Consider the following 23,449-nt stretch of genomic DNA (forward strand, 5'->3'; position numbering starts at 1 on the left):
GGGCGCGGGGCGCGGGGCGCGGGGCGCGGGGCGCGGGGCGCGGGGCGCGGGGCGCGCTCAGGCGGTGGCCGGGACGGCTTCGGTGTCGGCGGGGGTGGCGGCCCGGGGTGCGGGGGCGACCGGGCGGCGTTCGCGGGTGGACCACTGCACCGAGAGGGTGGCCAGCAGCACCAGGCAGGAGCCGAACATGTGTGCGCCGACCAGGATCGCCGGCACGTGGGTGAAGTACTGCACGAAACCGATGAGGCCCTGACCCAGCTCCACCGCGAGCAGGATGACGGCGGCCCGGGTGGCCCGCTGTGCGCCGACCGCGCGGAACGCGAAGATCAGCGCCACCGAGAGACCGATCAGCAGGAAGACGCTGTCGGCGTGCACCTGGGAGATCGACTCCGGGTCGAGGCCGTTGCGGGCCGCGCCCTGGTCGCCGGCGTGCGGGCCGCTGCCGGTGACCCAGGTGCCGATGACCAGCACGGCGACGCCGACGCCCGTGGTGACCCGGGCCAGGGTGCGCAGCGGCGCCGGGACCACGGCCACCGTCGGCCCGTCCGGGTCGGCGATCCGCCGCCAGAGGGCGTACGCGGCGGCGATCACCCCCATCGAGGCGAGGAAGTGCAGCCCGACCACCCACGGGTTGAGGTTGGTGAGCACGGTGATGCCACCGATCACCGCCTGGGCGGGAATGCCCAGGAAGACCGCGACGGCCAGCGCCAGCAGACCGGGCCGGCGTGGCCGGTGTGCCAGCACCGCCAGCACGGTGGCCAGCGCGATCAGGCCCACCGCGAAGGTCAGCATCCGGTTGCCGAACTCGATCACGCCGTGCCCGCCCATTTCCGACGTCGCGACGTACGACGCGTCCGTGCACCGGGGCCAGGTGGGGCAGCCGAGGCCCGAGGCGGTCAACCGGACGGCCCCGCCGGTGACGACGATGCCCACGTTCGCGATGATCGAGGTGAGCGCGAGGCGGCGCAGCAGGGTGCCGGAGACCGGACGGACGTATCGGTTCACGGCGCAAATCCTACGCACCGTAGTGATCGAGGTTCGTCCGACTCCGCCAGGTCGGTGGTTCGGATCACCGGGGCCCGGGTTTGCGACCCTCCGGGTAATTACGTAACGTTGGCGTTGTGAAAAACGTGGCGGCGCTCTCCGGGCAGCAGCCGACGGCCGGTCCGGCCGTCGGTGCGAGCGCGTCCGCGCCGGTCGTGACCACGTCAGCCGCGCTCAGCGGCACCGCGCCGACCGAGGTCTCCACCCGGGACCGGGTCACCCAGCTGCTGCTGGAGCGGGGGGCCACCACCGCCGCGCAGCTCGGGGAGGCGCTCGGGCTCAGCCCCGCCGCGATCCGCCGGCATCTGGACGCCATGCTCGCCGACGGTGACGTGGTCGCCCGCGAGCAGACCGTGCAGGGCAGCCGCGGTCGGGGGCGTCCGGCCAAGGTGTTCCTGCTGACCGAGGCCGCCCGGGTCCGCTGTGGCACCCACCACTACGACAACATGGCCACCGCCGCGTTGCGCTGGATCGCCCGCAGCGGCGGCTCGGACGCGGTCGGGGCGTTCGCCACCGAGCAGGTGGCCGCCCTGGAGGCGCGTTGTCGGACCGCCATGGAGGACGCCGGCGACGACCCGCTCGCACGGGCGGAGGCACTCGCCGGAGCGCTCACCGCCGAGGGTTACGCTGCCAACGCGACCACGATCGCCTCCGGCGGCCAGCTCTGCCAGCACCACTGCCCGGTGGCGCACGTGGCCGCCGAGTTTCCTCAGCTGTGCGAGGCCGAGACCGCGGTGATCTCCCGTCTGGTCGGCACCCACGTACAGCGCCTGGCCACCATCGCGCACGGCGACGGTGTGTGCACCACGCACATTCCGACCCAGCCGGGCCGCGTCCAATCCGGTAATCCCGTCACCACTGTGAGGACAGATAGATGACCGAGCAGATCGTCCAGCCCCTGACCCAGGAAGAGCAGCTCGCCGCCCTGGGTCGCTACGAGTACGGCTGGTCCGACCCGGACGCCGCCGGGGCGGTCGCCCAGCGCGGCATCAACGAGGCGGTGGTGCGGGACATCTCGGCGAAGAAGAACGAGCCGGCCTGGATGCTCGACCTGCGCCTGAAGGGTCTCCGGCTGTTCGGCCGCAAGCCGATGCCGGCCTGGGGCGCCGACCTCACCGGGATCGACTTCGACAACATCAAGTACTTCGTGCGGTCCACCGAGAAGCAGGCCACCAGCTGGGAGGACCTGCCCGAGGACATCAAGAACACCTACGACCGGCTGGGCATCCCGGAGGCGGAGAAGCAGCGGCTGGTCGCCGGTGTCGCGGCGCAGTACGAGTCCGAGGTCGTCTACCACAAGATCCGTGAGGACCTTGAGGAGCAGGGCGTCCTCTTCCTGGACACCGACACCGCGCTGCGTGAGCACGAGGACGTGTTCAAGGAGTACTTCGGCACGGTGATTCCGGTCGGCGACAACAAGTTCGCCGCGCTGAACACCTCCGTATGGTCCGGTGGCTCGTTCATCTACGTGCCGAAGGGTGTGCACGTGGAGATCCCGCTGCAGGCCTACTTCCGGATCAACACGGAGAACATGGGCCAGTTCGAGCGGACGCTGATCATCGTCGACGAGGGTGCGTACGTGCACTACGTCGAGGGATGCACCGCGCCGCTCTACTCCTCCGACTCGCTGCACAGCGCGGTCGTGGAGATCATCGTCAAGAAGAACGCGCGCTGCCGCTACACGACCATCCAGAACTGGTCGAACAACGTCTACAACCTGGTCACCAAGCGCGCCGTGTGCCACGAGGGCGCGACCATGGAGTGGGTCGACGGCAACATCGGCTCCAAGGTGACTATGAAGTACCCGGCGGTCTACATGACCGGCGAGCACGCCAAGGGCGAGGTGCTCTCGGTGGCCATGGCCGGCGAGGGCCAGCACCAGGACGCCGGCGCCAAGATGGTGCACGCCGCGCCGCACACCTCCTCGACCATCGTGTCGAAGTCGATCGCCCGGGGCGGCGGCCGCACCTCGTACCGGGGTCTGGTGCAGGTGCTGGAGGGTTCGCACCACAGCCGGAGCACGGTCAAGTGCGACGCGCTGCTGGTCGACACGATCTCCCGCTCGGACACCTACCCGTACGTCGACATCCGCGAGGACGACGTGTCGATGGGGCACGAGGCGACCGTCTCCAAGATCAGTGACGACCAGCTCTTCTACCTGATGAGCCGCGGCCTGAGCGAGGACGAGGCGATGGCCATGATCGTGCGTGGCTTCATCGAGCCGATCGCCAAGGAACTCCCCATGGAGTACGCCCTGGAGCTGAACCGGCTGATCGAACTCCAGATGGAGGGCGCGGTCGGCTGACCCGGCCGGCCGTCGCGCGGCGGCCCCGACCCGCCGCGCCGCGCCGGGACCAGCTCGACCGACCCTCCGATTAACCGCAGAACAGACCAAGGAAGACATGACTACCCAGGCTTCCGCGCCGCCGCCCAGCACCAAGTCGCAGGCGCTGCGCTCGTACGACGTCGCCGACTTCCCGGCCCTCACCGGCCTGGAGGAGGACTGGCGTTTCACTCCGCTCAAGCGGCTGCGCGGCCTCGCCGGTGAGGCGCTGGCCGCCACCGGCACGGTCCGGCACGAGTACGGCGACCTGCCCGAGGGCGTGGCCGTCGAGCGGATCGGCACCGACGACCCGCGGGTGGGCAGCGTGCTCACCCCGGTCGACCGGGTCAGCGCGCTCGCCTACGGCGGTGCCGGTCAGGCGCTGCTGCTCAGCGTGGCCAGCGACGTCGTGGTGGGTGCGCCGGTGAGCCTGCGGGTGGTCGGCGACAACGCCGAGGGCGTGGCCTTCGGGCACACCTTCGTCGAGGTGGGCCGGTTCGCCGAGATGACCCTGGTGCTGGAGCACGTCGGCTCGGTGACCCTGGCCGACAACGTCGAGGTCTCCGTGGCCGACGGGGCGAAGCTGACCCTGGTCACCGTCGCGGACTGGGCCGACGACGCGGTGCAGGCACAGCACCTCAAGATCAAGCTGGGTCGGGACGCCCGGGTGACGCACGTCCAGGTCAGCCTCGGCGGTGACCTGGTCCGGCAGTACACGTCGGTGGAGTACACCGGCCGCGGCGGCGAGGCCGAGCTGTACGGCGTCTACTTCGCCGACTCCGGCCAGCACCTCGAGCACCGGCAACTGGTGGACCACAGCGTGCCGGACTGCCGCAGCTACGTCGGTTACCGGGGCGCCCTGCAGGGCGAGGACGCGCACACCGTCTGGGTGGGCGACGTGCTGATCCGGGCCGAGGCGACCGGCACCGACACGTACGAGATCAACCGGAACCTGTTGCTCACCGACGGCGCGCGGGCGGACTCCGTACCCAATCTGGAGATCGAGACCGGCGAGATCGCCGGCGCCGGCCACGCCAGCGCGACCGGCCGCTTCGACGACGAGCAGCTCTTCTACCTGATGGCCCGGGGCATCCCGGAGGGCGAGGCCCGCCGCCTGGTGGTTCGCGGCTTCTTCGCCGAGCTGATCAACAAGATCCCGGTGGAGTCACTGCGGGAGCGTCTTGGCGACGCGATCGAGGCCCGGCTGACCAAGGCTGGCGCCTGATGATCCGGATCTGCTCCACCGAGGATGTGCCGAAGGGCACCGCGATCAGCGCGGACGTCGACGGCACCCCGATCGCGCTGGTGCACGGCGAGGACGGCCAGTTCTACGCCGCCTACGACGAGTGCTCGCACGCCTCGGTCGCCCTCTCCGAGGGTGAGGTCGACGGCTGCACACTCGAGTGCTGGCTGCACGGCTCGCGTTTCGACCTGCGCACCGGGCAGCCCTCCGGGTTGCCGGCCACCGAACCCGTACCCGTCTACCCCGTCGAAGTCCGCGACGGCGACATCTACCTCAGCCTGACGCCGAGTAATGGAGTGACCCGATAATGAGCACCCTGGAGATCCGCGACCTGAAGGTGTCGGTCAAGCTGCCCGAGGGTGAGCTCAAGCCGATCCTGTCGGGCGTCGACCTGACCGTCCGCTCCGGTGAGACCCACGCGATCATGGGCCCGAACGGCTCCGGCAAGTCCACCCTGGCGTACTCGATCGCCGGCCACCCCAAGTACGAGATCACCGGCGGCACGGTGACCCTCGACGGCGAGGACGTGCTCGCCATGACCGTCGACGAGCGGGCCCGCGCCGGCCTCTTCCTGGCCATGCAGTACCCGGTCGAGGTCCCCGGCGTCTCGGTGGCGAACTTCCTGCGCACCGCGAAGACCGCCATCGACGGCGAGGCCCCGAAGCTGCGCACCTGGGGCGGCGAGCTGCGCGGTGCCATGGAGCGCCTCCAGATGGACCCGGCGTTCGCCCAGCGCAACGTCAACGAGGGCTTCTCCGGTGGCGAGAAGAAGCGGCACGAGATCGTCCAGCTGGAGCTGCTCAAGCCGAAGATCGCGATCCTCGACGAGACCGACTCCGGCCTCGACGTGGACGCGCTGCGGGTCGTCAGCGAGGGCGTCAACCGGGTCCGTGACACCGGCGACACCGGCGTGCTGCTGATCACCCACTACACGCGGATCCTGCGCTACATCAAGCCGGACTTCGTGCACGTCTTCGTGGCCGGCCGGATCGTCGAGCAGGGCGGCCCGGAGCTGGCCGACAAGCTCGAGGCCGAGGGCTACGAGCGGTACGCCGCCGGGGCCGGCACGGCCCGGGCCTGAGCGGGAGAGGCGCTGCCGAGATGACCAGCATCGCGATCCCTTCGGGGATGCCGCAGTACGACGACGTGCCGCGTTTCGACGTGGCCCGGGTGCGCGCCGACTTCCCGATCCTGGAGCGGGAGATCAACGGGCACCCGCTGGTCTACCTCGACAGCGCCAACACCTCGCACAAGCCACGGCAGGTGCTCGACGTGCTCGGAGAGCACTACGCGCGGCACAACGCCAACGTGTCGCGTTCGGTGCACACCCTGGGCTCCGAGGCCACCGAGGCGTACGAGGGGGCGCGCGCCAAGGTCGCCGCGTTCCTCAACGCGTCGAGCTCGGACGAGGTGGTGTTCACCAAGAACTCCACCGAGGCGATCAACATCGTGGCGTACGCCTTCTCCAACGCCTCGCTGCGCCCGGACGCCGACCCCCGGTTCCGGCTCGGGCCTGGCGACGAGGTGGTGATCTCCGAGATGGAGCACCACTCGAACATCGTCCCGTGGCAGCTGCTCTGTGAGCGGACCGGCGCGACCCTGCGCTGGTTCCCGGTCACCGATCAGGGCCGGCTCGACGAGTCGGGCCTCGACGACCTGGTCACCGAACGGACGAAGATCGTCTCTTTGGTGCACATGTCGAACATCCTCGGCACGATCAACGCCACCGCCCGGATCACCGCGCGGGTCCGTGAGGTGGGGGCGCTGCTGCTGCTGGACTGCTCGCAGTCGGTGCCGCACCTGCCCGTCGACGTGGTCGACCTGGACGCCGACTACATCGTCTTCACCGGGCACAAGATGTGCGGCCCGACCGGCATCGGCGTGCTCTGGGGCCGGGCCGAGCTGCTGGCGGCGATGCCGCCGGTGTTCGGCGGCGGCTCGATGATCGAGACGGTCACCATGGCCCGGTCGACGTTCGCCGCTCCACCGGCCCGGTTCGAGGCCGGCACCCCGCCGATCGCCGAGGCGGTCGCGCTCGGCGCGGCGGTGGACTACCTCACCGGGATCGGGATGCAGGCCATCCAGTGGCACGAGAAGGAGCTGACGGCGTACGCGCTGGACGCCCTCGGTTCGGTGCGCGGCCTGCGGATCTTCGGCCCGACCGTGCCGGTGGGCCGGGGCGGCACCATCTCGTTCGCGCTGGGTGACGTGCACCCGCACGACGTGGGTCAGGTGCTCGACTCGCTCGGCGTGCAGGTGCGGGTGGGCCACCACTGCGCGAAGCCGGTGTGCAGCCGGTTCGGTGTCCCGGCGATGACCCGGGCCTCGTTCTACCTCTACACCACCACCGAGGAGATCGACGCTCTGGTGGCTGGTCTGGAGCAGGTGCGGAAGGTGTTCGACTGATGCAACTCGACCAGCTCTACCAGGAGATCATCCTGGATCACTACAAGCACCCGCACGGCCGTGGCCTGCGTGATGCCGACGACGCGGGCGACCAGGTCGCCGAGGCGCACCACGTCAACCCGACCTGCGGCGACGAGGTCACCGTCCGGGTGGCCACCGACGGCGCCGTGCTGCACGACATCTCGTACGACGGGATGGGCTGCTCGATCAGCCAGGCGTCGGCGAGCGTGCTGCACGAGTTGCTGCGCGGTCGGGGCGCTGGGGAAGCTTTCGAGGTGCACGAGGCGTTCGTGGAGTTGATGTCCGGGCGTGGTCAGGTCACGCCGGACGAGGACGTGCTCGGTGACGGGGTGGCTTTCGCGGGTGTGGCCCGCTACCCCGCCCGGGTCAAGTGCGCGCTGCTGCCGTGGATGGCGTTCAAGGACGCCGCGGCACGCGCCGGTGTGGGCGTGAGCCCGGAGGTGAAGGCATGAGCGAGAACACCGCTACCGCAGCGACGCCGGAGGCCGGTGACGCCACCGCGGCGGCGCAGACCGACGCCGTGACGACCGACGGCGCCGCGACGGCGGGTGCCGGCGACGCCGCCACCCCGACGACCGGCGTCAGCAAGGCCATGATCGCCGACGTCGAGGAGGCGATGAAGGACGTCGTCGACCCGGAGCTCGGCATCAACGTGGTCGACCTGGGCCTGGTGTACGGGGTGCACGTCGACGACGAGAACGTCGCGACCCTGGACATGACGCTCACCTCGGCGGCCTGCCCGCTGACCGACGTGATCGAGGACCAGGCCCGGCAGGCGCTGACCACCGGCCCCGGCGGCGGCCTGGTCAACGACATCCGGATCAACTGGGTGTGGCTCCCGCCGTGGGGTCCGGACAAGATCACCGACGAGGGTCGGGACCAGCTCCGTTCCCTCGGCTTCAACGTCTGACCCGTTTTCGTCTCACCTTCGTCGAGCGCGGCGCCCGTTTGGGTGCCGCGCTCGATGCGTTCTGAACCAGTGCGAACCAATAGTGGAACGGATCGTTCCGGTCTGCTAAGCTGATCTCAGCACGACGGAGCGGAACATTCCGCTCCGCAAGCGAGTGGAGTCGCTCGTTTGACGGCGTCGGCGGAGAGGTCAGGACGATGAGCGAGATGGCAGCTGGGCAGTGGCGGACCGTGCTCGACGAGGCGCACCAGGCGCTCCGGACGGTTGTCGAGAGGGTTCCGGCCGACGCCTGGGATCGGCCCACCCCGTGCGAGCGGTGGACGGTCACCCAGGTGCTTCAGCACGCGACCGGAGACCAGATCGCCTTCGCGGCGGCGATCGTCGGCGGGCCGGGGCCGGCGGAGGACCCGTTGTCGCCCTCCGGCCGCGTCGACGGGGACAAGCTGGTCGGCCTACGCGCCGCCCTCGACGCGTCCGCACGAGCCTGGGCAGGTGTCGCCGACGACGACCCGCAGGTGCCCACGCCGCTGCCCCAGGGCAAACTGTCGGCCCAGGTTGGTGCCGTCGCGTGCGCCCTCGACGCGGCAGTGCACGCCTGGGACATCGCGGCGGCCACCGAGCAGCCGTCTCCGCTCAGCGACGAACTGGCCCGCCCCCTGCTGGTGGTCGCCCGGCAGATCGTCGAGCCGCTGCGAGCCTATGGCGCGTACGCCCCGGCGATCGACCCCGGGCCGGAGGCCGACGACGTCAGCGTCCTGCTCTCCTACCTCGGTCGCCACCCCCAGGGGCTCGCCGGAAGGCCCTGATCGGCCTGGCGGCCCAATCGGATCCCATGATCGTGCTCGATCTTGGAAAGAGTGCCTACCGCCAGTTGATGAGGCCACTACTTCCTGGATCGAGCACGATCTTGGCGCGGGGCGCGGAAATCCGGTGGCGGTGCGCGACCTCGGCGCGCAGGATGCGCATGTGATTGAGGCGTACCCGAAGCAGGTTCCTGTCCGCGCGGCCACCGCCGCGCGCCGACAGCGCACCGGGCCTGGGCTCGCCTCGATCCGTTGCCCGTCGTCGTGAGCGGGGCGTTCCTCGCCGGTCTCGTGGCCGGCTACGGGGTCGCCATCCCCGTCGGCGCGATCGCGATCCTCATCCTGGGGCTCAGTGCCCGTACCTCGTTGCGGGTCGGTGCGGCCGCGGCGCTCGCGGTGGCGACGGCCGACGGGCTCTACGCGGCGGTTGCCGTGCTCGGCGGTGCCGGTCTGGTCGGGATCATCGCGCCGGTCGCCGGGCCGCTGCGGGTGGTCGCCGCGGTGGTCCTGCTGGGTCTCGCCGCGCACGGCCTGTGGCGGACCTGGCGCGCCCACCGCTCGCGGCAGGCGCCCACGGCACCCGCCGGTCGAGGTCTGAGCACTCCCGGTCGGGCCTACGCCGCGTTGCTCGGGCTGACCCTGCTGAACCCGATGACGGTGCTCTACTTCGCCGCGCTGGTGCTCGGCCGTCGTGCCACCACCGATGCGCATGCGGGCTCCGCGGCGCTCTTCGTGGCGGGCGTTTTCCTGGCGTCGGCGAGCTGGCAGTTGCTCATCGCCGGTGGAGGCACCGTGGTCGGTCGGGCGCTGGCCGGGCCGCGCGGCCGGCTGGTCACCGGCTTGGTCTCCAGCGCGCTCATCGCCGCGCTGGCGGTGGTCGCGTTGCTGCCAGGCTGAGCGTTCCCCGCCCGACGGTCCGGCCGGGCCCGCCGTGCCGTACGGTCGGGCGGTGACCAGTCGACCCGCAGCCGGGGGCGGCCGGTGGGTCGAGGTCGACCCGGCCCGCGTCGGGCGCTGGGTCGAGGGCTTCGCCGACCGGCACGGCCCGCCCACCACGACCGTCCAGGGGTACGGGCTGCTGCTCGCCGCACCCGACGGGGCCACCGCCGAGCTGCACGCCCCACCTGGCGCGCCGGCCGCCCCGGACGTACCCGGTTTCGTGGCCGCCGTGGCCACGCCCCGCCGGATCGGCCTGCTGCTCGCACGCAAGGGCGCGGTGGCGGTCGGTGTCGCGGCGGGGGAGGAGCTGACGGTCTCCAAGGTGGACACCCGGTACGTGCAGGGCCGCACCGCGGCCGGAGGGTGGTCCCAGCAGCGCTTCGCCCGACGACGCGACAACCAGGCGAAGGCGGCGCTGGGCGACGCGGCCGAGCTGGCCGTACGGCTGCTGTTGCCGGAGGCGTCGTCGCTGAGCGCGGTGGTCTGCGGCGGCGACCGGCGGGCGGTGGACACCGTGCTGGCCGACCGGCGGCTCGCCCCGCTGGCGGCGCTGCGCGCGGAGCGGCTGCTGGACGTGCCCGAGCCCCGGCACGCCGTGCTGGTCGCCGCGATCGCGGCCGCCCGGGCGGTCCGGATCCTGGTCCGCGACCCCGCCCCGGCCTGACCACGGGCGTCGGTTCGACGCCGCGCGGTACGGGCTGACGCGCCGGCTGGTCAGGCGGCGAGGATGACGACCGCCATGGCCGTCACCGCGACCAGTTGGGCCGGAAGTGGTCGTGGCAGGCCTTTTGAGGGCCTGCCACGACAGGTGTGCGGTGTCAGAGCTGGTTGGTGCCGAAGGTGTCGCAGGTGTTCGGGTCGCCGCGGTCGTAACCCTGCCGGAACCAGCGCTGCCGCTGCTCGGAGGTGCCGTGGGTGAACTGGTCGGGGTTGATCCGACCGCCGGAGCGCTGCTGGATGGTGTCGTCACCGATCGCCTCGGCGGTCTGGACCGCCTCGCTGATGTCGGTCTCGGTGACCGATTTGAACAGCGGTTCCTGGCCCGTCTTGTCCTTACTCTCGGTGGCGTGCTTCGCCCAGGCGCCGGCGTAGCAGTCGGCCTGCAGTTCCAGACGTACGGAGGTGGAGCGGGGCCCGCTCTGGTCGCCCTGGCCGGCCCGCTCGTTGGTGCCGAGCAGGTTCTGGACGTGGTGGCCGTACTCGTGGGCGAGCACGTACGGCGCGGCGAACTCGCCCTTGGCGCCGAACCGGGAGGCCAGCTCGTTGTAGAAGCTCAGGTCGATGTACACCTTCCGGTCGGCCGGGCAGTAGAACGGGCCGACGCCGGAGTCTGCCTGGCCGCAGCCGGTGTTGACCGCGGCCTCGAAGTAGTTGGTGGTGGTCGGCTCGTACGTCCCCTTGCTCAGCTCCGGGTACGCCTTCTCCCAGTAGTCCTGGATGCTGTTGACGTAGAGCAGGTTGCGGCAGCGCACGTCCTCGAAGCGCTGGGCGTTGCTCGTGTCACACCCCTCCAGCTTGGTGCCGCCGGCCTGCCCGCCGTCGTCGCCGTTGGTCATCGCGTTCAGGCCGAACCCGCCGCCGAGCAGCGCGACCAGCACGGCCACCACGATGCCGATGATCCCGCCCCGACCGCCGCCGCCGGGGATCGGGATGCCGATGCCGCCGCCGGATCCGCCGCCCCGACCGAGGTCGTTGACCTGGGAGGTGTCGAGTTCGGCCCGCTCGTTGAGTTCCATGCTGACCCCGATCGCCGTATGCCGGTGATTGTCGTGTGAATGTCGTTGTGTCGCCTCAGTGCCGGACTGGTCCGGATAGCCGTTACCCGTACCCGATGATCTTGGCTGGTAATCCGGGCGGGACGTCCAGGAGCGCCCGGTACACTGGTTGGGTGCTGCGCTGCGAAGGCTGAACCGCCCCGCGCCGTCGGGCCACCGAGCCCGCCGGCCGTTTCGCGTGCCCCGAGTCAGCCTTCCAGACCCCGAGAGCGAGCCCCGAACAGATGATCACTGCCACCGGCCTGGAACTGCGTGCCGGCTCCCGGATCCTGCTGTCCGACACCACCCTGCGTGTGCAGCCCGGTGACCGGATCGGCCTGGTGGGCCGCAACGGCGCCGGGAAGACGACCACGCTGAAGGTGCTCGCCGGCGAGGGTCAGCCGTACGCCGGGCAGATCGACCAGCGCAGCGCCATCGGCTACCTGCCGCAGGACCCGCGCACCGGCGACCTGGAGGTGACCGGCCGCGACCGGGTCCTCTCCGCGCGCGGCCTGGACGTGCTGATGTCCCAGATGCAGGAGGTCGAGGCCCGGCTCGCCGAGGACGCCGACGACAAGCTGGTTCGCCGCTACGGCGCGCTGGAGGACCAGTTCGCCGCCCTGGGCGGGTACGCGGCCGAGGCCGAGGCCGCCCGGATCTGCGCCAACCTCGGCCTGCCGGACCGCGCGCTGGCGCAGACCATCGGCACCCTCTCCGGCGGTCAGCGGCGGCGCATCGAGCTGGCCCGGATCCTGTTCCGGGACGCCGGCGAGAACGGCGGCGGCATCCTGCTGCTGGACGAGCCGACCAACCACCTCGACGCCGACTCGATCACCTGGCTGCGCGGCTTCCTCGCCAACCACAAGGGCGGCCTGATCGTGATCTCCCACGACGGCGCGCTGCTGGAGTCGGTGGTCAACAAGGTCTGGTTCCTCGACGCCACCCGGTCCGTGGTCGACGTGTACAACCTGGGCTGGAAGGCCTACCTGGAGTCGCGCGAGACCGACGAGCGGCGCCGCCGCCGGGAGCGGGCCAACGCGGAGAAGAAGGCCGGCGCCCTGATGGCGCAGGCCGACAAGATGCGGGCCAAGGCCACCAAGACCGTCGCCGCGCAGAACATGGCCCGTCGGGCCGAGAAGCTCATCTCCGGCCTGGAGGAGGTGCGGGTCGCCGACCGGGTGGCCAAGGTGCGCTTCCCCAGCCCCGCGCCCTGCGGCAAGACCCCGCTCACCGCGACCGGCCTGTCCAAGTCGTACGGCTCGCTGGAGATCTTCACCGACGTCAACGTGGCGGTGGACCGCGGCTCGCGGGTGGCCATCCTGGGGCTCAACGGCGCCGGCAAGACGACGCTGCTGCGAATGCTCGGCGGCCTGCTCACCCCGGACACCGGCGAGGTGCACGCCGGGCACGGGCTGCGGTTGGGCTACTACGCCCAGGAGCACGAGACGCTGGACGTGGAGCGGACGGTGCTGGAGAACATGCGCGCCGCTGCCGTCGAGCAGTCCGACACCGACCTGCGCAAGATTCTCGGCGCGTTCCTCTTCTCCGGCGACGACGTGAACAAGCCGGCCGGGGTGCTCTCCGGCGGCGAGAAGACCCGGCTGGCCCTGTCGACCCTGGTCTGTTCCGGCGCCAACGTGCTGCTGCTCGACGAGCCGACGAACAACCTCGACCCGGTCAGCCGGGAGCAGGTGCTGGACGCGATCGCCAACTATCCGGGCGCGATCGTGCTGGTCACGCACGACCCGGGCGCGGTGCTGGCGCTCAAGCCGGACCGGGCCATCCTGCTGCCGGACGGCGACGAGGACGCCTGGAGCGACGACCTGCTCGAGTTGGTCGAGCTGGCCTGACCGCTCCCGGTCGATGCCTGTTAGGAAGGGCCCCTTCTTATCGCGAGGCGATAAGAAGGGGCCCTTCCTAACAGCCGGGGCCGCCCTCAGCCGAGCAGGTCGACCAGCCGGCCGAGCACGCCGGAGCTGACCAGGATCACCACCCCGATGCCGACGAAGATCGCCGGCACCAGCCAGTGGCCGGCGCGCTCGACCAGCCGGACGATCCTGGGATGCCCGCCCAGCCAGGCCGCGACGGCGCACCACAGCGCGATGAGCAGCACGAAGACCAGCAGGAAGACCGCGCTGTCGGCGGGGCCGAGGGCCCGGAACACGGGTACGTAGACGGCCACGTTGTCGGCGCCGTTCGCGATCGTCACTCCGGCCACCCCGAGTGTGGAGGCCACCACGACGGGTTCCTCGTCGCCGTCGCGCTGAACGAGGGCGCGGACCCCGAGCGCGATCGGCAGCAGCCCGAGCAGCCCGGTCCACGGGTCCGGCACGACCAGCAGGCCCGCGGCGACCACCACGCTGGCCAACGCCAGCGTCCCGATGCCGAGGTACTGCCCGGCCACGATCTGCCGGACCCGCGGTCGGCCGGTGCGGCGGGCGGTGACGAAGAACAGCGTCAGGATGACGATGTCGTCGATGTCGGTGGCCGCGAAGACCACGGCCGCCCCGGCTGCGGTGCCCAACAGGTCGGTCACGACCGCAGGGTACGGGGCGTCGACGGGCATCGTCGCGCGGCGATGGTGGTACGCCCGGCCGGTGCGGCGGGACCGATCGCCAGGATCACTCTATCGGGAAGCTGACATTGCATAGCGTGTCGGTTGGCGAAGAGTTGATATCTGGCGCATGATCGTTCGAGGCGGTCTAATAGGTGGGACCGTATCCGAACCGCACAGTCTGGGACGTGAGGACACAGCATGGCAGCCACTGGCACAGCCACCAGCACTGAGAAGGGTCGCCGGATCGTCGGAGCCGAGCGTCAGACGCTCGCCAAGGACCTGGTAAAGCGGTACACCTCGGGGGAGAGCATCCGCGCGCTGGCGGCCTCGACCGGCCGTTCCTACGGGTTCATCCACCGAGTGCTCACTGAGTCCGGGGTGCAGCTGCGCCAGCGCGGCGGTGCCCGGCGCCGCAAGAAGGCGTGACCCGCCCCCCAGCGTCGTCCGACAGCTCCGCTCCCCGGGCCGCCCGGTGACCGCCGAGGCGACCGGGGTCCGGCTGACCTGCGACGGGCCGGTCGCCACGGTGACGTTGTGCCGGCCCGACGTGCTCAACGCCCAGACTCCCGCCATGTGGCGGGCGATGAGCGACTTCTCCCGCGACCTGCCCGGTGACGTGCGGGTGGTCGTCGTCCGGGGCGAGGGGCGTGCCTTCTCCGCCGGTCTCGACCTCTCCGTGGCTGGCGCTTCCGGCCCGGGGTCCTTCGCCGAGCTGGCCACACTGCCCGAGCAGGAGTGCGCGGACCGGATCGCCGAGTTCCAGGCCGGTTTCACGTGGCTGCACCGCCCGGATGTCATCTCTGTCGCGGCCGTGCAGGGGCACGCGATCGGCGCCGGGTTCCAGCTCGCGCTCGCCTGTGACCTGCGGGTCCTGACCACCGACGCGAAGCTGTCGATGGCCGAGGTGACCCTCGGTCTGGTGCCCGACCTGGCCGGCACGAAGCGGCTCGTCGAGCTGGTCGGCTATGCCCGGGCGCTGGAGATCTGCGCGACCGGCCGTCGGCTGGACGCCGCCGAGGCGGACCGGATCGGGCTGGCCACCCTCGTCGTGCCGCCGATCGACTTGGACGGCGCGGTCCGTGACCTGACCGCCGGCCTGCTCGCGGGCGCCCGGGACGCGGTGGTGGAGATCAAGGCGTTGCTCGCCGGGGCCGCCGGGCGGTCGCACGCCGACCAGCAGCGCGCCGAGCGGGAGGCACAGACCCGCCGGCTGCGTGATCTCGCCGGCCAGGGAGAATAGTAAGGACCGTACGGGAAGATCCGGGTTACGACCGAGGTTGTCACAGTCGTCGGGAGAATTGACCTGACGATGCGGTCTGCCCGACGACCCGGAGGTGAACGGTGTCCAACCCGATGTCCGGCGGTGGCATGGCGGGCTGGAGCATGCTCCGGTCGATGCGTAACCGGGACGAGGTCTCCACCCACCGGCTGAAGCACGGGGTGGCCAGGCGGATCGTCGCCTTCGCCCAGCCCTACCGGCGCGACATCGTGGTCTTCCTGGCCACCGTGGTGCTGGCCGCCATCATCGGCGTGGCCACCCCGGTGCTCGCCGGCGAGGTGATCAACGCGATCAACCGGGGCGGCAGCGAGGCCGGTCGGCTGGTGGTCAAGCTGGCCCTGTTCATCGCCGCGCTGGCGGTCGCCGACGCGCTGCTCTCGCTGGCCCAGCGCTGGTATTCCGCCCGGATCGGCGAGGGCATCATCCTCGACCTGCGCACCCGGGTCTACGACCACGTGCAGCGGATGCCGCTACAGTTCTTCACCCGCACCCAGACCGGCGCGCTGGTGAGCCGGCTCAACAACGACGTGCTCGGCGCCCAGCGGGCGTTCACGTCCACCCTGTCCGGGGTTGTCAGCAACGTCATCCAGCTGGTGCTCACCGCCGCGGTGATGTTCACGCTCTCCTGGCAGATCACCGCGCTGTCGCTGGTGCTGCTGCCGATCTTCATCATTCCGGCCCGCCGGGTGGGCCGGCGGCTGGCCGACATCACCCGCGAGGCGTACAACCTCGACGCCAAGATGAACGCGACGATGACCGAGCGGTTCGGGGTGGCCGGCGCGCTGCTGGTGAAACTCTTCGGCCAGCCTGAGATCGAGGCCCGCCGGTTCGCCGGCCGGGCCGAGCGGGTGCGCGACATCGGCATCCAGTCCGCCATGTACTCGCGGACGTTCTTCGTGGCGATGCTGCTGGTCGCCTCGCTGGCCCAGGCGCTCACCTACGGCCTCGGCGGCTGGCTCGCGGTGACCGGCGGTGTCAGCGCGGGCACGGTGGTGACCCTCGCGCTGCTCCTCACCCGCCTGTACGGCCCGCTCACCGCGCTCTCCAACGTCCGGGTGGACGTGATGAGCGCGCTGGTCTCCTTCGACCGGGTCTTCGAGGTGCTGGACCTGAAGCCGGGCATCGTGGAGAAGCCCGACGCGGTGCCGGTGCCCCGAGGCACCGGCCGGGTCGACTTCCGCGACGTGCGGTTCCGCTACCCGAGCGCCGCCGAGATCTCCCTCGCATCACTGGAGGAGGTCGCGACGCTCGACCGCACCGTCAACGAGCCGGTGCTCAAGGGTGTCTCGTTCAGCGTCGAGCCGGGGCAGATGGTCGCCCTGGTCGGCCCGTCCGGCGCCGGCAAGTCGACGCTGTCCATGCTGATCTCCCGGATCTACGACGTCACCGACGGGCAGGTGCTGGTCGGCGGGGTGGACGTGCGGGACGCGACGCTCGCCTCCCTGCGCGACGAGATCGGCGTCGTCACCCAGGATTCGCACCTGTTCCACGAGACGATCGCCGAGAACCTGCGCTACGCCAAGCCGGACGCCACCGACGACGAGATCTGGGCCGCGCTGGCCGGCGCCCAGGTCGCCGACCTGGTCCGGTCGCTGCCCGACGGGCTCGACACCACCGTGGGGGAGCGCGGCTACCGGTTCTCCGGCGGCGAGAAGCAGCGCATCGCCATCGCCCGGCTGCTGCTCAAGGCCCCGTCGATCGTGATCCTCGACGAGGCGACGGCACACCTGGATTCGGAGAGCGAGGCGGCGGTGCAGCGGGCGCTGTCGGTGGCGCTGGCCGGGCGAACCGCGCTGGTGATCGCGCACCGGCTCTCCACCGTCCGCGACGCCGACCAGATCCTGGTTCTGGACGGCGGGCGGATCGTGGAGCGCGGGCGGCACGAGGAGTTGGTCGCGGTCGGCGGGCTCTACGCCGAGCTGTACCGGACCCAGTTCGCGATCGCCGACTCGCCCACCCCGTACGTGGACGCGACCGGCCCCGAGCCGGTGATCATGCCGCTGGGCACCTACGTCGCCGACGAGGCGCTGCCGCCCGCGGCGGCGAACTGACCCACCGGCCCCGGCGGGCCGGGCGGCGCGCCGGCTCAGCCCGGGCGGCGGTCCGGCAGCCCGGTCGCCAGGCGCAACTCGGCGAACGCGACGCCCAGGGTCACCGGCGTGAAATGTGCGTTCAGCCCGCTCGGGTTGGGCAGTACCCACAGCCGTGCCCCGGCCAGCGACTCCGGCTGCGGCCCGAAGGTGGCCTTCGGCCGGCCGAACCCGATCCGGTACGCCGTCACACCCACCACCGCCACCCAGCGCGGCCGGTACCGGTCCACCGTGGCGGTGAGCAGCCGGGCACCGTCGAGCAGTTCCTCGGTGGTCAGCTCGTCGGCGCGGGCACTGGCCCGGGCGGCCATGTTGGTGATGCCGAGGCCGAGAGCGCGCAGCTCGTCCTGCTCGCTCGGGTGCAGCAGTCGAGGGGTGAACCCTCCCCGGTGCAGCGCCGGCCAGAACCGGTTACCGGGCCGGGCGAAGTGCCAGCCGGTCGAGGCCGACCAGAGACCGGGGTTGATGCCGACGAAAAGCACCGCCATCCCCGGCGCGAGAACGTCGGGGATGGTCCGGTCCGCGGCGGCGGCCAGCTCCGCCCGGGTCGGCCGGGGGTGCCCGGCCGCGTCGCTGGCTCGCCGGAGCGCGTCGGGCGTCACAGCCCGCGCAGCGCGCCACCGTCGACCGGCACGGTGAGGCCGGTCAGGTAGCTCGCGGCGGGGGAGAGCACGAACGCGGCCACGCGACCGAACTCGGCCGGGTCGCCGATGCGCCGCAGCGGGATGCCGGCCTCCGCCTCCGTTCGGGCCCGCTCCGGGTCGCCCGTCAAGGCGAACAGCTCCCGGTTGCGGTCGGTCAGGATACGGCCGGGCAGCAGCCCGACCACCCGCACTCCACGCGGGCCGTAGTCGTCGGCAACGTCCTTGGCGACCCCCACCAGACCGGGCCGCAGGCCGTTCGAGATGCCCAGGCCGGGCACCGGGCCGCGGGCCGAGGTGGAGAGCACCAGCCCGATCGCGCCGCCCTCGGGCAGCGCGTCAGCGACCGTGCGTACCGCGCGGACGGTGCCCAGGAAGACGGTCTCGAAGGACTGCCGCCACTGCTCGTCGGTGACCGACGCGGCGTTGCCCGCGGGCGGGCCGCCGACCGAGATGAGTGCGCCGTCGAGCCGACCGAAGTGTTCCCGGGCCGCCGCGACGAGCTGACCGGGGGTCTGTGGGTCGGCCAGGTCCGCGGCCAAGCCGACCGCCCGCTCCGGGCCGCCCAACCGCTCGGCGGCGGCGGCCACCGCGTCGGCGTCCCGGGCCGAGAGCACCACCCGGGCCCCGTCGGCGACCAGGCACTGCGCCGTCGCGTAACCCAGGCCGCGGGAGGCGCCGGTGAGCACGTACACCCGGTCGGTCAGTCCGAGATCCATGCCGCCGATCCTGCCGCATCCGGTACGCCGTCGCCACCGGCGGGCTGCGGCGCCGGGGGACGCGGGGCAGGCCGCAGCAGGCGTACCCGGCCGGCGATCTGCACCGCGACGGCGCCGCCGGCGCGGGCGACCGCCGGCAGCCGACGGGGACGCGGCGCCTGATGCCCGTCGTAGCGCAGGCGCGACTCCCGGACGGCCAGCTCCTCGGCGGCCGCCGGGGGCAGCGCACGCTGCTCGTCCAGCGCACGGGCCAGGTCCCAACCGTCGCACAGCGACCCGGCGGTAGGTCGCCGGTCGGCCCAGCCGGCGAATGTCGTCGACCACCCGGCGCCGAGGCCGGCGGCGAGCAGTGGCCAGTGCCGGGCCACCTCGCCGGCACGTTTGCGCAGCAGGGCCGCCCGCGTGGCGGCGAGCTGGGTCGGTGCGAACCCCGGCGGTGGCGGCCCTCCGCCGACCAGGGTCGCCACCAGCTCCGCCTGCCGGTCGGCGAGCCTTGTGAGATCGACGGGTGGCCGCGTGCCGGTGCCGTCGCGTGCGTCGGTCATCGGGTCGGTCCCGAGAAACCCGGCTTTTGCCGTGAGAGGTAAGAGACCGTTTCACACGTCGCGCTGGTTTTCGACATAGCGTTTGACCACCTCTGAGGTCGCGCCGCCGGTTGTGGCGACGAAGTAGCTGTTGGTCCACAAGGTCGGAAGCCTGGATTTGAGGTGCGGAAATTCTTGCCGCAGAAGTCGCGACGACCTGGCCTTGATCTGCTTGACGAGTCGGTGGATGCCGTACTGCGGGTCGCAGACGACCAGCAGGTTGACCTGATCGGGCATGGTCTCGATTGCCTCGATGGGAGCGTCTCGTTCGGCGCACACCTCGCGAATGATCTGTCTGAGCCGGTCGTCCACTGCCCCGGTGAGGACGGGGCGGCGGTACTTCGGGCACCACACGACGTGGTATTTGCAGCGGTAGACGACGTTGTTGTTGGATCTGACCTCATCCATCCCGGCACTATATAGCGCTGTGCTTTATAGTGATTGTTGTGATGGAGACAGTGCGCTACACCTACCGGCTGCGCCCCGGCGCGACCGCGACGGCCGCACTGCTCGCCGAATGGGGTCGCTGCCGATTCCTGTGGAACGAGGCTGTGCACCAGCAGAAGATCGGTGCGAAGCCCACCTTCGGCGGCCTGTCCAAGATGCTCACCGAAGCCCGTGCCCGAAACGTGTGGTTGCGTGACGGCTCGCAAGTCGTCCAGCAACAAGCGCTGCGCACCTACGCCGGCGCGCTGCGCCACTCGTTCACCGTGAAAGGCCGTGGGCGGCCGACGGTGAAAACCCGCAAACGGTCGCTGCCCAGCATGGAATACACCCTGCGTGGCTTCACCGTCGCCGACGGGCGGCTGCGTCTTGCCGGTGGCATCCTCGTGCCCGTCGTGTGGTCGCGGGATCTGCCGTCCCCGCCGACCAGCGTGCGCGTCTACCAAGACAGCCTCGGGCACTGGTACGCGTCGTTCGTCGTGCGCCGCGAGGTGGCCGCCACGCCCGCGGTGTCCGGGGCGATCGGTATTGACTGGGGTGTGAAGACCACCGCCACAACCACCGACGCCCGATTCGACCTGCCGCACCTCGGGCATCGCAAGCGGTGCGCCGCCGAACTGGCCAAAGCGCAGCGAAAGATGTCCCGTCGCCGCCGACCCAACGGGCATGGACAGTCCAACGGCTACCGCAGGGCCAAGCGTGCGGCGGCGAAGCTGCACAAGAAATCCGCCCGGCAGAACAGCCACGACTCCCGGCAGTGGGCGAAACGGATCGTCGACCACCATCAGGTGATCGCCGTGGAGGATTTCAAACCGACGTTCCTGGCCAGGTCCACGATGGCACGTAAGGCCGCTGACGCCGCGATCGGCGCGGCCAAGCGGGAACTGATCCAGCAGGGCATGCGGGCGGGCCGGAAGGTGGTGCTGGTTCCGCCCGCCTACACGACCATGACGTGTTCCTCGTGCGCGGCGAGAGCCAAGCAGCGCATCGGGTTGAATGTCAGAGTGTTCGAGTGCGCGGCCTGCGGTTTCACCGCCTGCCGTGACCTCAACGCCGCAAGGACGATCCTCGCCACGGTAGAGCGCGACCGTGCCGGTGCTGACGACGTGAGACATGCGATCACCTCCCTACGGGATGAGGGGTCGAATGCGGTCCGAGCCGGAAATCCCCCGGATTCATCCTTGGGGAAGCGTTAAGTCACGACCGGGAAGCTCGCGGCGGCGGACAGGGCGTCCAGCTCGGTGCGGAGCCGGGCCGCGGGCGGGTAGTCACCGTCGCGCTCCAGCAGCAGCGCCGGCGGTCGTCGCCGGGCGCAGAGCGCGCCGACCAGCTCCAGCACCGCCGGCGGCACCGGGTCGGTGTGCGTGTCGTGGTAAAAGCCGCCACGCTCCGCGCCCCCGGCCACATGCACGTATCCGACCCGGTCCAGCGGCAGCCGATCCAGCAGAGCCAGCGGGTCGGTGCCCCGGTTGCGGGCGTTGGCGTACACGTTCGCCACGTCCAGCAGCAGCAGCGCCCCGGTCCGGTCCAGGATCTCGGTGAGGAAGTCCGCCTCGTCCAGCTCGTCGTCGGGCCAGTCGACCAGTGCGGCGATCGGCTCCAGCGCGATGGGCACCGGCAGGTCGGCCTGTGCACGGGCGACGTTGGCGCAGACCGCGTCGACCGCCTCCCGGCTGCGCGGCAGCGGCAGCAGGTGCCCGGCCTCCAGGCCGCCGGCCCGGACGAAGGCGATGTGCTCGCTGACCAGCGGGGCGTCGACCCGCTGCGCCACCGCGGCCAGGTGGGCGACCCGGGCCGGATCGACCGGCTCAGCGCCGCCGAGGGAGAGCCGCACCCCGTGCGGTACGACGGTCACCGCGCGCTCGCGCAACTGCGCCAGGCCCGGTGGCAGTGGCCCGGTCGCGGACACCGACTCGGCCACCACCTCGACGAAGCGCAGGCCGGGCAGCTCGGCCACGAAGCCGGCGATCTCCGGGCGCCAGCCGATGCCGACGCCGTACGGACCGGTCATCCGCCGCACCCCCCGCCGCCGCATCCACCGCCACCGCCACCGCCGCACGAGCTGCCACCATTGCACGAGCTGCCCCCGCCGTCGCCCGACGTGCCGCCGCTGGAGCCCGACGACCAGCCGCTGCTGGACGCCGCCGCCTGGCGCTGGATCTCGGCCTGCTCGGCGAAGCCCGGGTCGAGGGCCCACAGCGACACGGTGCCGTACAACGCCACGCCCATCGCCGCGCCCGCCGCACCGTAGGTGGCGAACGCGGGGGACGAGGCGGGGGACAGGTGGGCGTGCTGGCGTCGCAGGTCGCGCAGTGCGGCCCGACCGGCCCGGGTAAGGTTCGGCACCCGCCACAGCACCAGCGCCGCCGCCAGCACCGCGACCATGGCGAGCAGCAGGTAGCCGACCGGGCGTCCGTTGGAGAGCCCGGCGAAGAGCCGGTATCCGCCGATGGCCAGCAGGCCGACGAGGCCCAGGGTCCAGTGCCGGGCTGCGGCGCGCCGCTCGTGGCTCAGCAGCAGTCCACGCTGTTCGAGACCGGCGCGGAGCTGGTCGAGCGCGGTGCGGACCCGTTGGTCCCCAGGCAGGTCGCCGGCTCGGGCGCGCTGGTGGGCGGCCCAGTGCACCGCCTGGTCCAGTGGGGTGAGCCCGGTCGGCGCCGGGCCGGTGGTGAGCAGCCGGCGGTTCGGGCCGACGCCGATCGCGCCAGCGCCGCGCAGGCCGCCGACCGCGGCGTGCACGGCGAGGCGGGGACCGCCGTTGAGGTACGCGGCCTGCTGCGGACTGAGCGGCTCCGACACGCTGACCGAGGCGCTGGCCGGCCGGCGGAACCGGTGCCACACCGCGAGCGCGACCATCACGGCGGTCGCCACGAGGTAGAGCCGGAGGAAGGTCGGGCCGGGGATGCCCCAGGTGTCGCCCGACGCGGCGAGGTCGGTCATTGGCTGCTCCTGTCGCCGGAGGGATCGGCGGCCTCATTGTGGAGCAGCGCCGCCACGGTCGGGGACCCGGCGTCCGGGCTGGACGCTCAGCGGCGGCGGTCCGCTCAGCGGCGGCGGACCGCCTCCTCGACCAGGTCGAGCACGGGGCCCAGGTCGCCGGCCGGTCGGCCCATCGCCAGGTGCAAAACCAGGCCGTCGTAGGCCAGCTCGAGGAACTGGGCCAGCACGTCGATCGGCACGTCCTCGCGCAGCACCCCGGCGTCGCGCTGGCGGGCCAGCCGGTCCCGGGTCGCCTCGGCGATCGCCGCGGACCGCTCCGCCCAGCGCCGGGCGAACGCCGGGTCGGTGCGCAGCCGGCGGGAGACCTCCAGCTGGCTGCCGAGCCAGCCGGTGGTGTCGGGTGACACGGCGCCGGCCAGCAGGTCGCGCATCACCTGCACCAGACCGTTGCGGGCCACCGTCTCGACCATCGCCGCGGCGTCGTCCTCGGCGACGGCGAGGAAGAGGGAGTCCTTGTCCCGGAAGTGGTGGAAGATGGCACCCCGGGAGAGCCGAGTGGCCTCCTCGAGGCGGCGTACGGTCGCCCCCTCGTAACCGTGCCGGGCGAAACAAGCCCGCGCGGCGGCGAGGATTTCCTGCCGGCGCGCGTCGAGCTGGTCCTGGCTTACTCTGGGCACGCGTCGATCGTCGCAGGTCACCCCGCGTCACGCAAACCGTACGTACGGCTTGGTGTATCGCCCCGAGTCGGCACC

At 71.7% G+C, this 23,449-nt stretch carries 26 protein-coding genes; 16 read left to right on the plus strand and 10 right to left on the minus strand.

Annotation, left to right across the window (positions count from 1 at the left end):
* Positions 1-57: 57 nt before the first annotated feature.
* On the minus strand, positions 58-1,023 hold the full coding sequence (locus ACWD5O_RS31930; protein WP_450087591.1) for a COX15/CtaA family protein: 966 nt from the start codon (positions 1,021-1,023) through the stop codon (positions 58-60).
* Between the two features lie 98 nt (positions 1,024-1,121).
* Between ACWD5O_RS31930 and ACWD5O_RS31935 the strand changes: the two genes are divergently transcribed.
* The 11 genes from ACWD5O_RS31935 to ACWD5O_RS31985 all read left to right on the plus strand — a co-directional run bounded on the left by ACWD5O_RS31935 (position 1,122) and on the right by ACWD5O_RS31985 (position 10,353).
* Complete coding sequence (locus ACWD5O_RS31935; RefSeq protein WP_450087592.1) at positions 1,122-1,922, plus strand: helix-turn-helix transcriptional regulator; 801 nt, start codon at positions 1,122-1,124, stop codon at positions 1,920-1,922.
* Positions 1,919-3,349: a Fe-S cluster assembly protein SufB gene (sufB, locus tag ACWD5O_RS31940; RefSeq protein ID WP_074312771.1), complete on the plus strand. Its 1,431-nt coding sequence runs from the start codon at positions 1,919-1,921 to the stop codon at positions 3,347-3,349. Before ACWD5O_RS31935 ends, sufB begins: the two co-directional genes overlap by 4 nt.
* 97 nt (positions 3,350-3,446) lie before the next feature.
* Positions 3,447-4,592 (plus strand): Fe-S cluster assembly protein SufD, encoded by a 1,146-nt coding sequence (gene sufD / locus ACWD5O_RS31945; RefSeq protein ID WP_354968148.1) that lies wholly within the window; start codon positions 3,447-3,449, stop codon positions 4,590-4,592.
* Entirely contained in the window at positions 4,592-4,918 is a 327-nt protein-coding gene (locus tag ACWD5O_RS31950) for a non-heme iron oxygenase ferredoxin subunit (protein ID WP_074312767.1), read from the plus strand. Before sufD ends, ACWD5O_RS31950 begins: the two co-directional genes overlap by 1 nt.
* Entirely contained in the window at positions 4,918-5,691 is a 774-nt protein-coding gene (sufC, locus tag ACWD5O_RS31955) for a Fe-S cluster assembly ATPase SufC (RefSeq protein WP_354968147.1), read from the plus strand. The genes ACWD5O_RS31950 and sufC overlap by 1 nt, the downstream gene beginning before the upstream one ends.
* Before the next feature lie 20 nt (positions 5,692-5,711).
* Complete coding sequence (locus ACWD5O_RS31960) at positions 5,712-7,016, plus strand: cysteine desulfurase (RefSeq protein WP_354968146.1); 1,305 nt, start codon at positions 5,712-5,714, stop codon at positions 7,014-7,016.
* Entirely contained in the window at positions 7,016-7,489 is a 474-nt protein-coding gene (gene sufU, locus ACWD5O_RS31965; RefSeq protein ID WP_354968145.1) for a Fe-S cluster assembly sulfur transfer protein SufU, read from the plus strand. The genes ACWD5O_RS31960 and sufU overlap by 1 nt, the downstream gene beginning before the upstream one ends.
* The gene (locus tag ACWD5O_RS31970) at positions 7,486-7,947 is read left to right on the plus strand and encodes a metal-sulfur cluster assembly factor (protein ID WP_354968144.1); all 462 of its coding nucleotides are present in this window, start codon (positions 7,486-7,488) and stop codon (positions 7,945-7,947) included. The genes sufU and ACWD5O_RS31970 overlap by 4 nt, the downstream gene beginning before the upstream one ends.
* A gap of 197 nt (positions 7,948-8,144) precedes the next feature.
* On the plus strand, positions 8,145-8,753 hold the full coding sequence (locus ACWD5O_RS31975; protein ID WP_450087593.1) for a TIGR03086 family metal-binding protein: 609 nt from the start codon (positions 8,145-8,147) through the stop codon (positions 8,751-8,753).
* Between the two features lie 249 nt (positions 8,754-9,002).
* Positions 9,003-9,647 (plus strand): LysE family transporter, encoded by a 645-nt coding sequence (locus ACWD5O_RS31980; RefSeq protein ID WP_354968142.1) that lies wholly within the window; start codon positions 9,003-9,005, stop codon positions 9,645-9,647.
* Positions 9,648-9,699: 52 nt separating this feature from the next.
* Entirely contained in the window at positions 9,700-10,353 is a 654-nt protein-coding gene (locus tag ACWD5O_RS31985) for an acVLRF1 family peptidyl-tRNA hydrolase (protein WP_450087594.1), read from the plus strand.
* 154 nt (positions 10,354-10,507) lie between these two features.
* On the opposite strand, the gene ypfJ is transcribed toward ACWD5O_RS31985, so the two are convergent.
* The gene (gene ypfJ / locus ACWD5O_RS31990) at positions 10,508-11,425 is read right to left on the minus strand and encodes a KPN_02809 family neutral zinc metallopeptidase (RefSeq protein WP_450087595.1); all 918 of its coding nucleotides are present in this window, start codon (positions 11,423-11,425) and stop codon (positions 10,508-10,510) included.
* A gap of 263 nt (positions 11,426-11,688) precedes the next feature.
* Between ypfJ and ACWD5O_RS31995 the strand changes: the two genes are divergently transcribed.
* Positions 11,689-13,293 carry an ABC-F family ATP-binding cassette domain-containing protein gene (locus ACWD5O_RS31995; RefSeq protein WP_450087596.1) on the plus strand — a complete coding sequence of 535 codons (1,605 nt, stop codon included), beginning with the start codon at positions 11,689-11,691 and terminating at the stop codon, positions 13,291-13,293.
* Positions 13,294-13,379: 86 nt separating this feature from the next.
* On the opposite strand, the gene ACWD5O_RS32000 is transcribed toward ACWD5O_RS31995, so the two are convergent.
* The gene (locus tag ACWD5O_RS32000) at positions 13,380-13,979 is read right to left on the minus strand and encodes a cadmium resistance transporter (RefSeq protein WP_450087597.1); all 600 of its coding nucleotides are present in this window, start codon (positions 13,977-13,979) and stop codon (positions 13,380-13,382) included.
* A 219-nt stretch (positions 13,980-14,198) separates the two neighbouring features.
* Here ACWD5O_RS32000 and ACWD5O_RS32005 point away from each other — a divergent pair, with 219 nt between their 5' ends.
* The 3 genes from ACWD5O_RS32005 (at position 14,199) to ACWD5O_RS32015 (ending at position 17,330) form a co-directional block, all read left to right on the plus strand.
* Entirely contained in the window at positions 14,199-14,426 is a 228-nt protein-coding gene (locus tag ACWD5O_RS32005) for a helix-turn-helix domain-containing protein (RefSeq protein ID WP_007462679.1), read from the plus strand.
* 46 nt (positions 14,427-14,472) lie between these two features.
* The gene (locus ACWD5O_RS32010; protein WP_354968137.1) at positions 14,473-15,240 is read left to right on the plus strand and encodes an enoyl-CoA hydratase/isomerase family protein; all 768 of its coding nucleotides are present in this window, start codon (positions 14,473-14,475) and stop codon (positions 15,238-15,240) included.
* 113 nt (positions 15,241-15,353) lie between these two features.
* Complete coding sequence (locus ACWD5O_RS32015; RefSeq protein ID WP_450087606.1) at positions 15,354-17,330, plus strand: ABC transporter ATP-binding protein; 1,977 nt, start codon at positions 15,354-15,356, stop codon at positions 17,328-17,330.
* Positions 17,331-17,365: 35 nt separating this feature from the next.
* On the opposite strand, the gene mug is transcribed toward ACWD5O_RS32015, so the two are convergent.
* Genes mug through tnpA form a run of 4 tightly spaced genes read right to left on the minus strand, consistent with a single transcriptional unit; the run spans position 17,366 to position 19,721 of the window.
* Positions 17,366-17,971 (minus strand): G/U mismatch-specific DNA glycosylase, encoded by a 606-nt coding sequence (gene mug, locus ACWD5O_RS32020; protein WP_354968136.1) that lies wholly within the window; start codon positions 17,969-17,971, stop codon positions 17,366-17,368.
* A complete protein-coding gene (locus ACWD5O_RS32025; RefSeq protein ID WP_354968135.1) occupies positions 17,968-18,729 on the minus strand; it encodes an SDR family oxidoreductase in 762 nt (253 codons plus the stop codon). The genes mug and ACWD5O_RS32025 overlap by 4 nt, the downstream gene beginning before the upstream one ends.
* Entirely contained in the window at positions 18,714-19,274 is a 561-nt protein-coding gene (locus ACWD5O_RS32030) for a hypothetical protein (RefSeq protein ID WP_354968134.1), read from the minus strand. Before ACWD5O_RS32030 ends, ACWD5O_RS32025 begins: the two co-directional genes overlap by 16 nt.
* 51 nt (positions 19,275-19,325) lie before the next feature.
* Positions 19,326-19,721, minus strand: coding sequence for an IS200/IS605 family transposase (gene tnpA / locus ACWD5O_RS32035; protein WP_354968133.1), 396 nt, complete (start codon positions 19,719-19,721; stop codon positions 19,326-19,328).
* Between the two features lie 41 nt (positions 19,722-19,762).
* Here tnpA and ACWD5O_RS32040 point away from each other — a divergent pair, with 41 nt between their 5' ends.
* Positions 19,763-20,953 carry an RNA-guided endonuclease InsQ/TnpB family protein gene (locus tag ACWD5O_RS32040; RefSeq protein ID WP_450087607.1) on the plus strand — a complete coding sequence of 397 codons (1,191 nt, stop codon included), beginning with the start codon at positions 19,763-19,765 and terminating at the stop codon, positions 20,951-20,953.
* On the opposite strand, the gene ACWD5O_RS32045 is transcribed toward ACWD5O_RS32040, so the two are convergent.
* The 3 genes from ACWD5O_RS32045 to ACWD5O_RS32055 all read right to left on the minus strand — a co-directional run bounded on the left by ACWD5O_RS32045 (position 20,950) and on the right by ACWD5O_RS32055 (position 23,374).
* Positions 20,950-21,768, minus strand: a complete 819-nt coding sequence (locus ACWD5O_RS32045; RefSeq protein ID WP_354968132.1) for a DUF692 domain-containing protein — start codon at positions 21,766-21,768, stop codon at positions 20,950-20,952. The two genes, ACWD5O_RS32040 and ACWD5O_RS32045, sit on opposite strands and share 4 nt — an antisense overlap.
* Positions 21,765-22,697 (minus strand): TIGR04222 domain-containing membrane protein, encoded by a 933-nt coding sequence (locus tag ACWD5O_RS32050; protein ID WP_450087598.1) that lies wholly within the window; start codon positions 22,695-22,697, stop codon positions 21,765-21,767. Before ACWD5O_RS32050 ends, ACWD5O_RS32045 begins: the two co-directional genes overlap by 4 nt.
* A 104-nt stretch (positions 22,698-22,801) precedes the next feature.
* The gene (locus tag ACWD5O_RS32055; RefSeq protein WP_354968130.1) at positions 22,802-23,374 is read right to left on the minus strand and encodes a TetR/AcrR family transcriptional regulator; all 573 of its coding nucleotides are present in this window, start codon (positions 23,372-23,374) and stop codon (positions 22,802-22,804) included.
* Positions 23,375-23,449: the final 75 nt, after the last annotated feature.

This window comes from Micromonospora sp. NPDC005161 (assembly GCF_053599855.1).

Excerpts from the sequence above, each read along its gene's own strand:
- ACWD5O_RS32045 (WP_354968132.1), bottom strand. The coding sequence starts at position 21,768 with ATGACCGGTCCGTACGGCGTCGGCATCGGCTGGCGCCCGGAGATCGCC.
- sufD (WP_354968148.1), top strand. The coding sequence starts at position 3,447 with ATGACTACCCAGGCTTCCGCGCCGCCGCCCAGCACCAAGTCGCAGGCG.
- ACWD5O_RS32050 (WP_450087598.1), bottom strand. The coding sequence starts at position 22,697 with ATGACCGACCTCGCCGCGTCGGGCGACACCTGGGGCATCCCCGGCCCG.
- ypfJ (WP_450087595.1), bottom strand. The coding sequence starts at position 11,425 with ATGGAACTCAACGAGCGGGCCGAACTCGACACCTCCCAGGTCAACGAC.
- sufC (WP_354968147.1), top strand. The coding sequence starts at position 4,918 with ATGAGCACCCTGGAGATCCGCGACCTGAAGGTGTCGGTCAAGCTGCCC.
- ACWD5O_RS32030 (WP_354968134.1), bottom strand. The coding sequence starts at position 19,274 with ATGACCGACGCACGCGACGGCACCGGCACGCGGCCACCCGTCGATCTC.
- ACWD5O_RS32005 (WP_007462679.1), top strand. The coding sequence starts at position 14,199 with ATGGCAGCCACTGGCACAGCCACCAGCACTGAGAAGGGTCGCCGGATC.
- ACWD5O_RS31995 (WP_450087596.1), top strand. The coding sequence starts at position 11,689 with ATGATCACTGCCACCGGCCTGGAACTGCGTGCCGGCTCCCGGATCCTG.
- tnpA (WP_354968133.1), bottom strand. The coding sequence starts at position 19,721 with ATGGATGAGGTCAGATCCAACAACAACGTCGTCTACCGCTGCAAATAC.
- sufB (WP_074312771.1), top strand. The coding sequence starts at position 1,919 with ATGACCGAGCAGATCGTCCAGCCCCTGACCCAGGAAGAGCAGCTCGCC.
- ACWD5O_RS31975 (WP_450087593.1), top strand. The coding sequence starts at position 8,145 with ATGAGCGAGATGGCAGCTGGGCAGTGGCGGACCGTGCTCGACGAGGCG.
- ACWD5O_RS31970 (WP_354968144.1), top strand. The coding sequence starts at position 7,486 with ATGAGCGAGAACACCGCTACCGCAGCGACGCCGGAGGCCGGTGACGCC.
- sufU (WP_354968145.1), top strand. The coding sequence starts at position 7,016 with ATGCAACTCGACCAGCTCTACCAGGAGATCATCCTGGATCACTACAAG.
- ACWD5O_RS32040 (WP_450087607.1), top strand. The coding sequence starts at position 19,763 with ATGGAGACAGTGCGCTACACCTACCGGCTGCGCCCCGGCGCGACCGCG.
- ACWD5O_RS32025 (WP_354968135.1), bottom strand. The coding sequence starts at position 18,729 with ATGGATCTCGGACTGACCGACCGGGTGTACGTGCTCACCGGCGCCTCC.
- ACWD5O_RS31960 (WP_354968146.1), top strand. The coding sequence starts at position 5,712 with ATGACCAGCATCGCGATCCCTTCGGGGATGCCGCAGTACGACGACGTG.
- ACWD5O_RS32015 (WP_450087606.1), top strand. The coding sequence starts at position 15,354 with ATGTCCGGCGGTGGCATGGCGGGCTGGAGCATGCTCCGGTCGATGCGT.
- ACWD5O_RS31950 (WP_074312767.1), top strand. The coding sequence starts at position 4,592 with ATGATCCGGATCTGCTCCACCGAGGATGTGCCGAAGGGCACCGCGATC.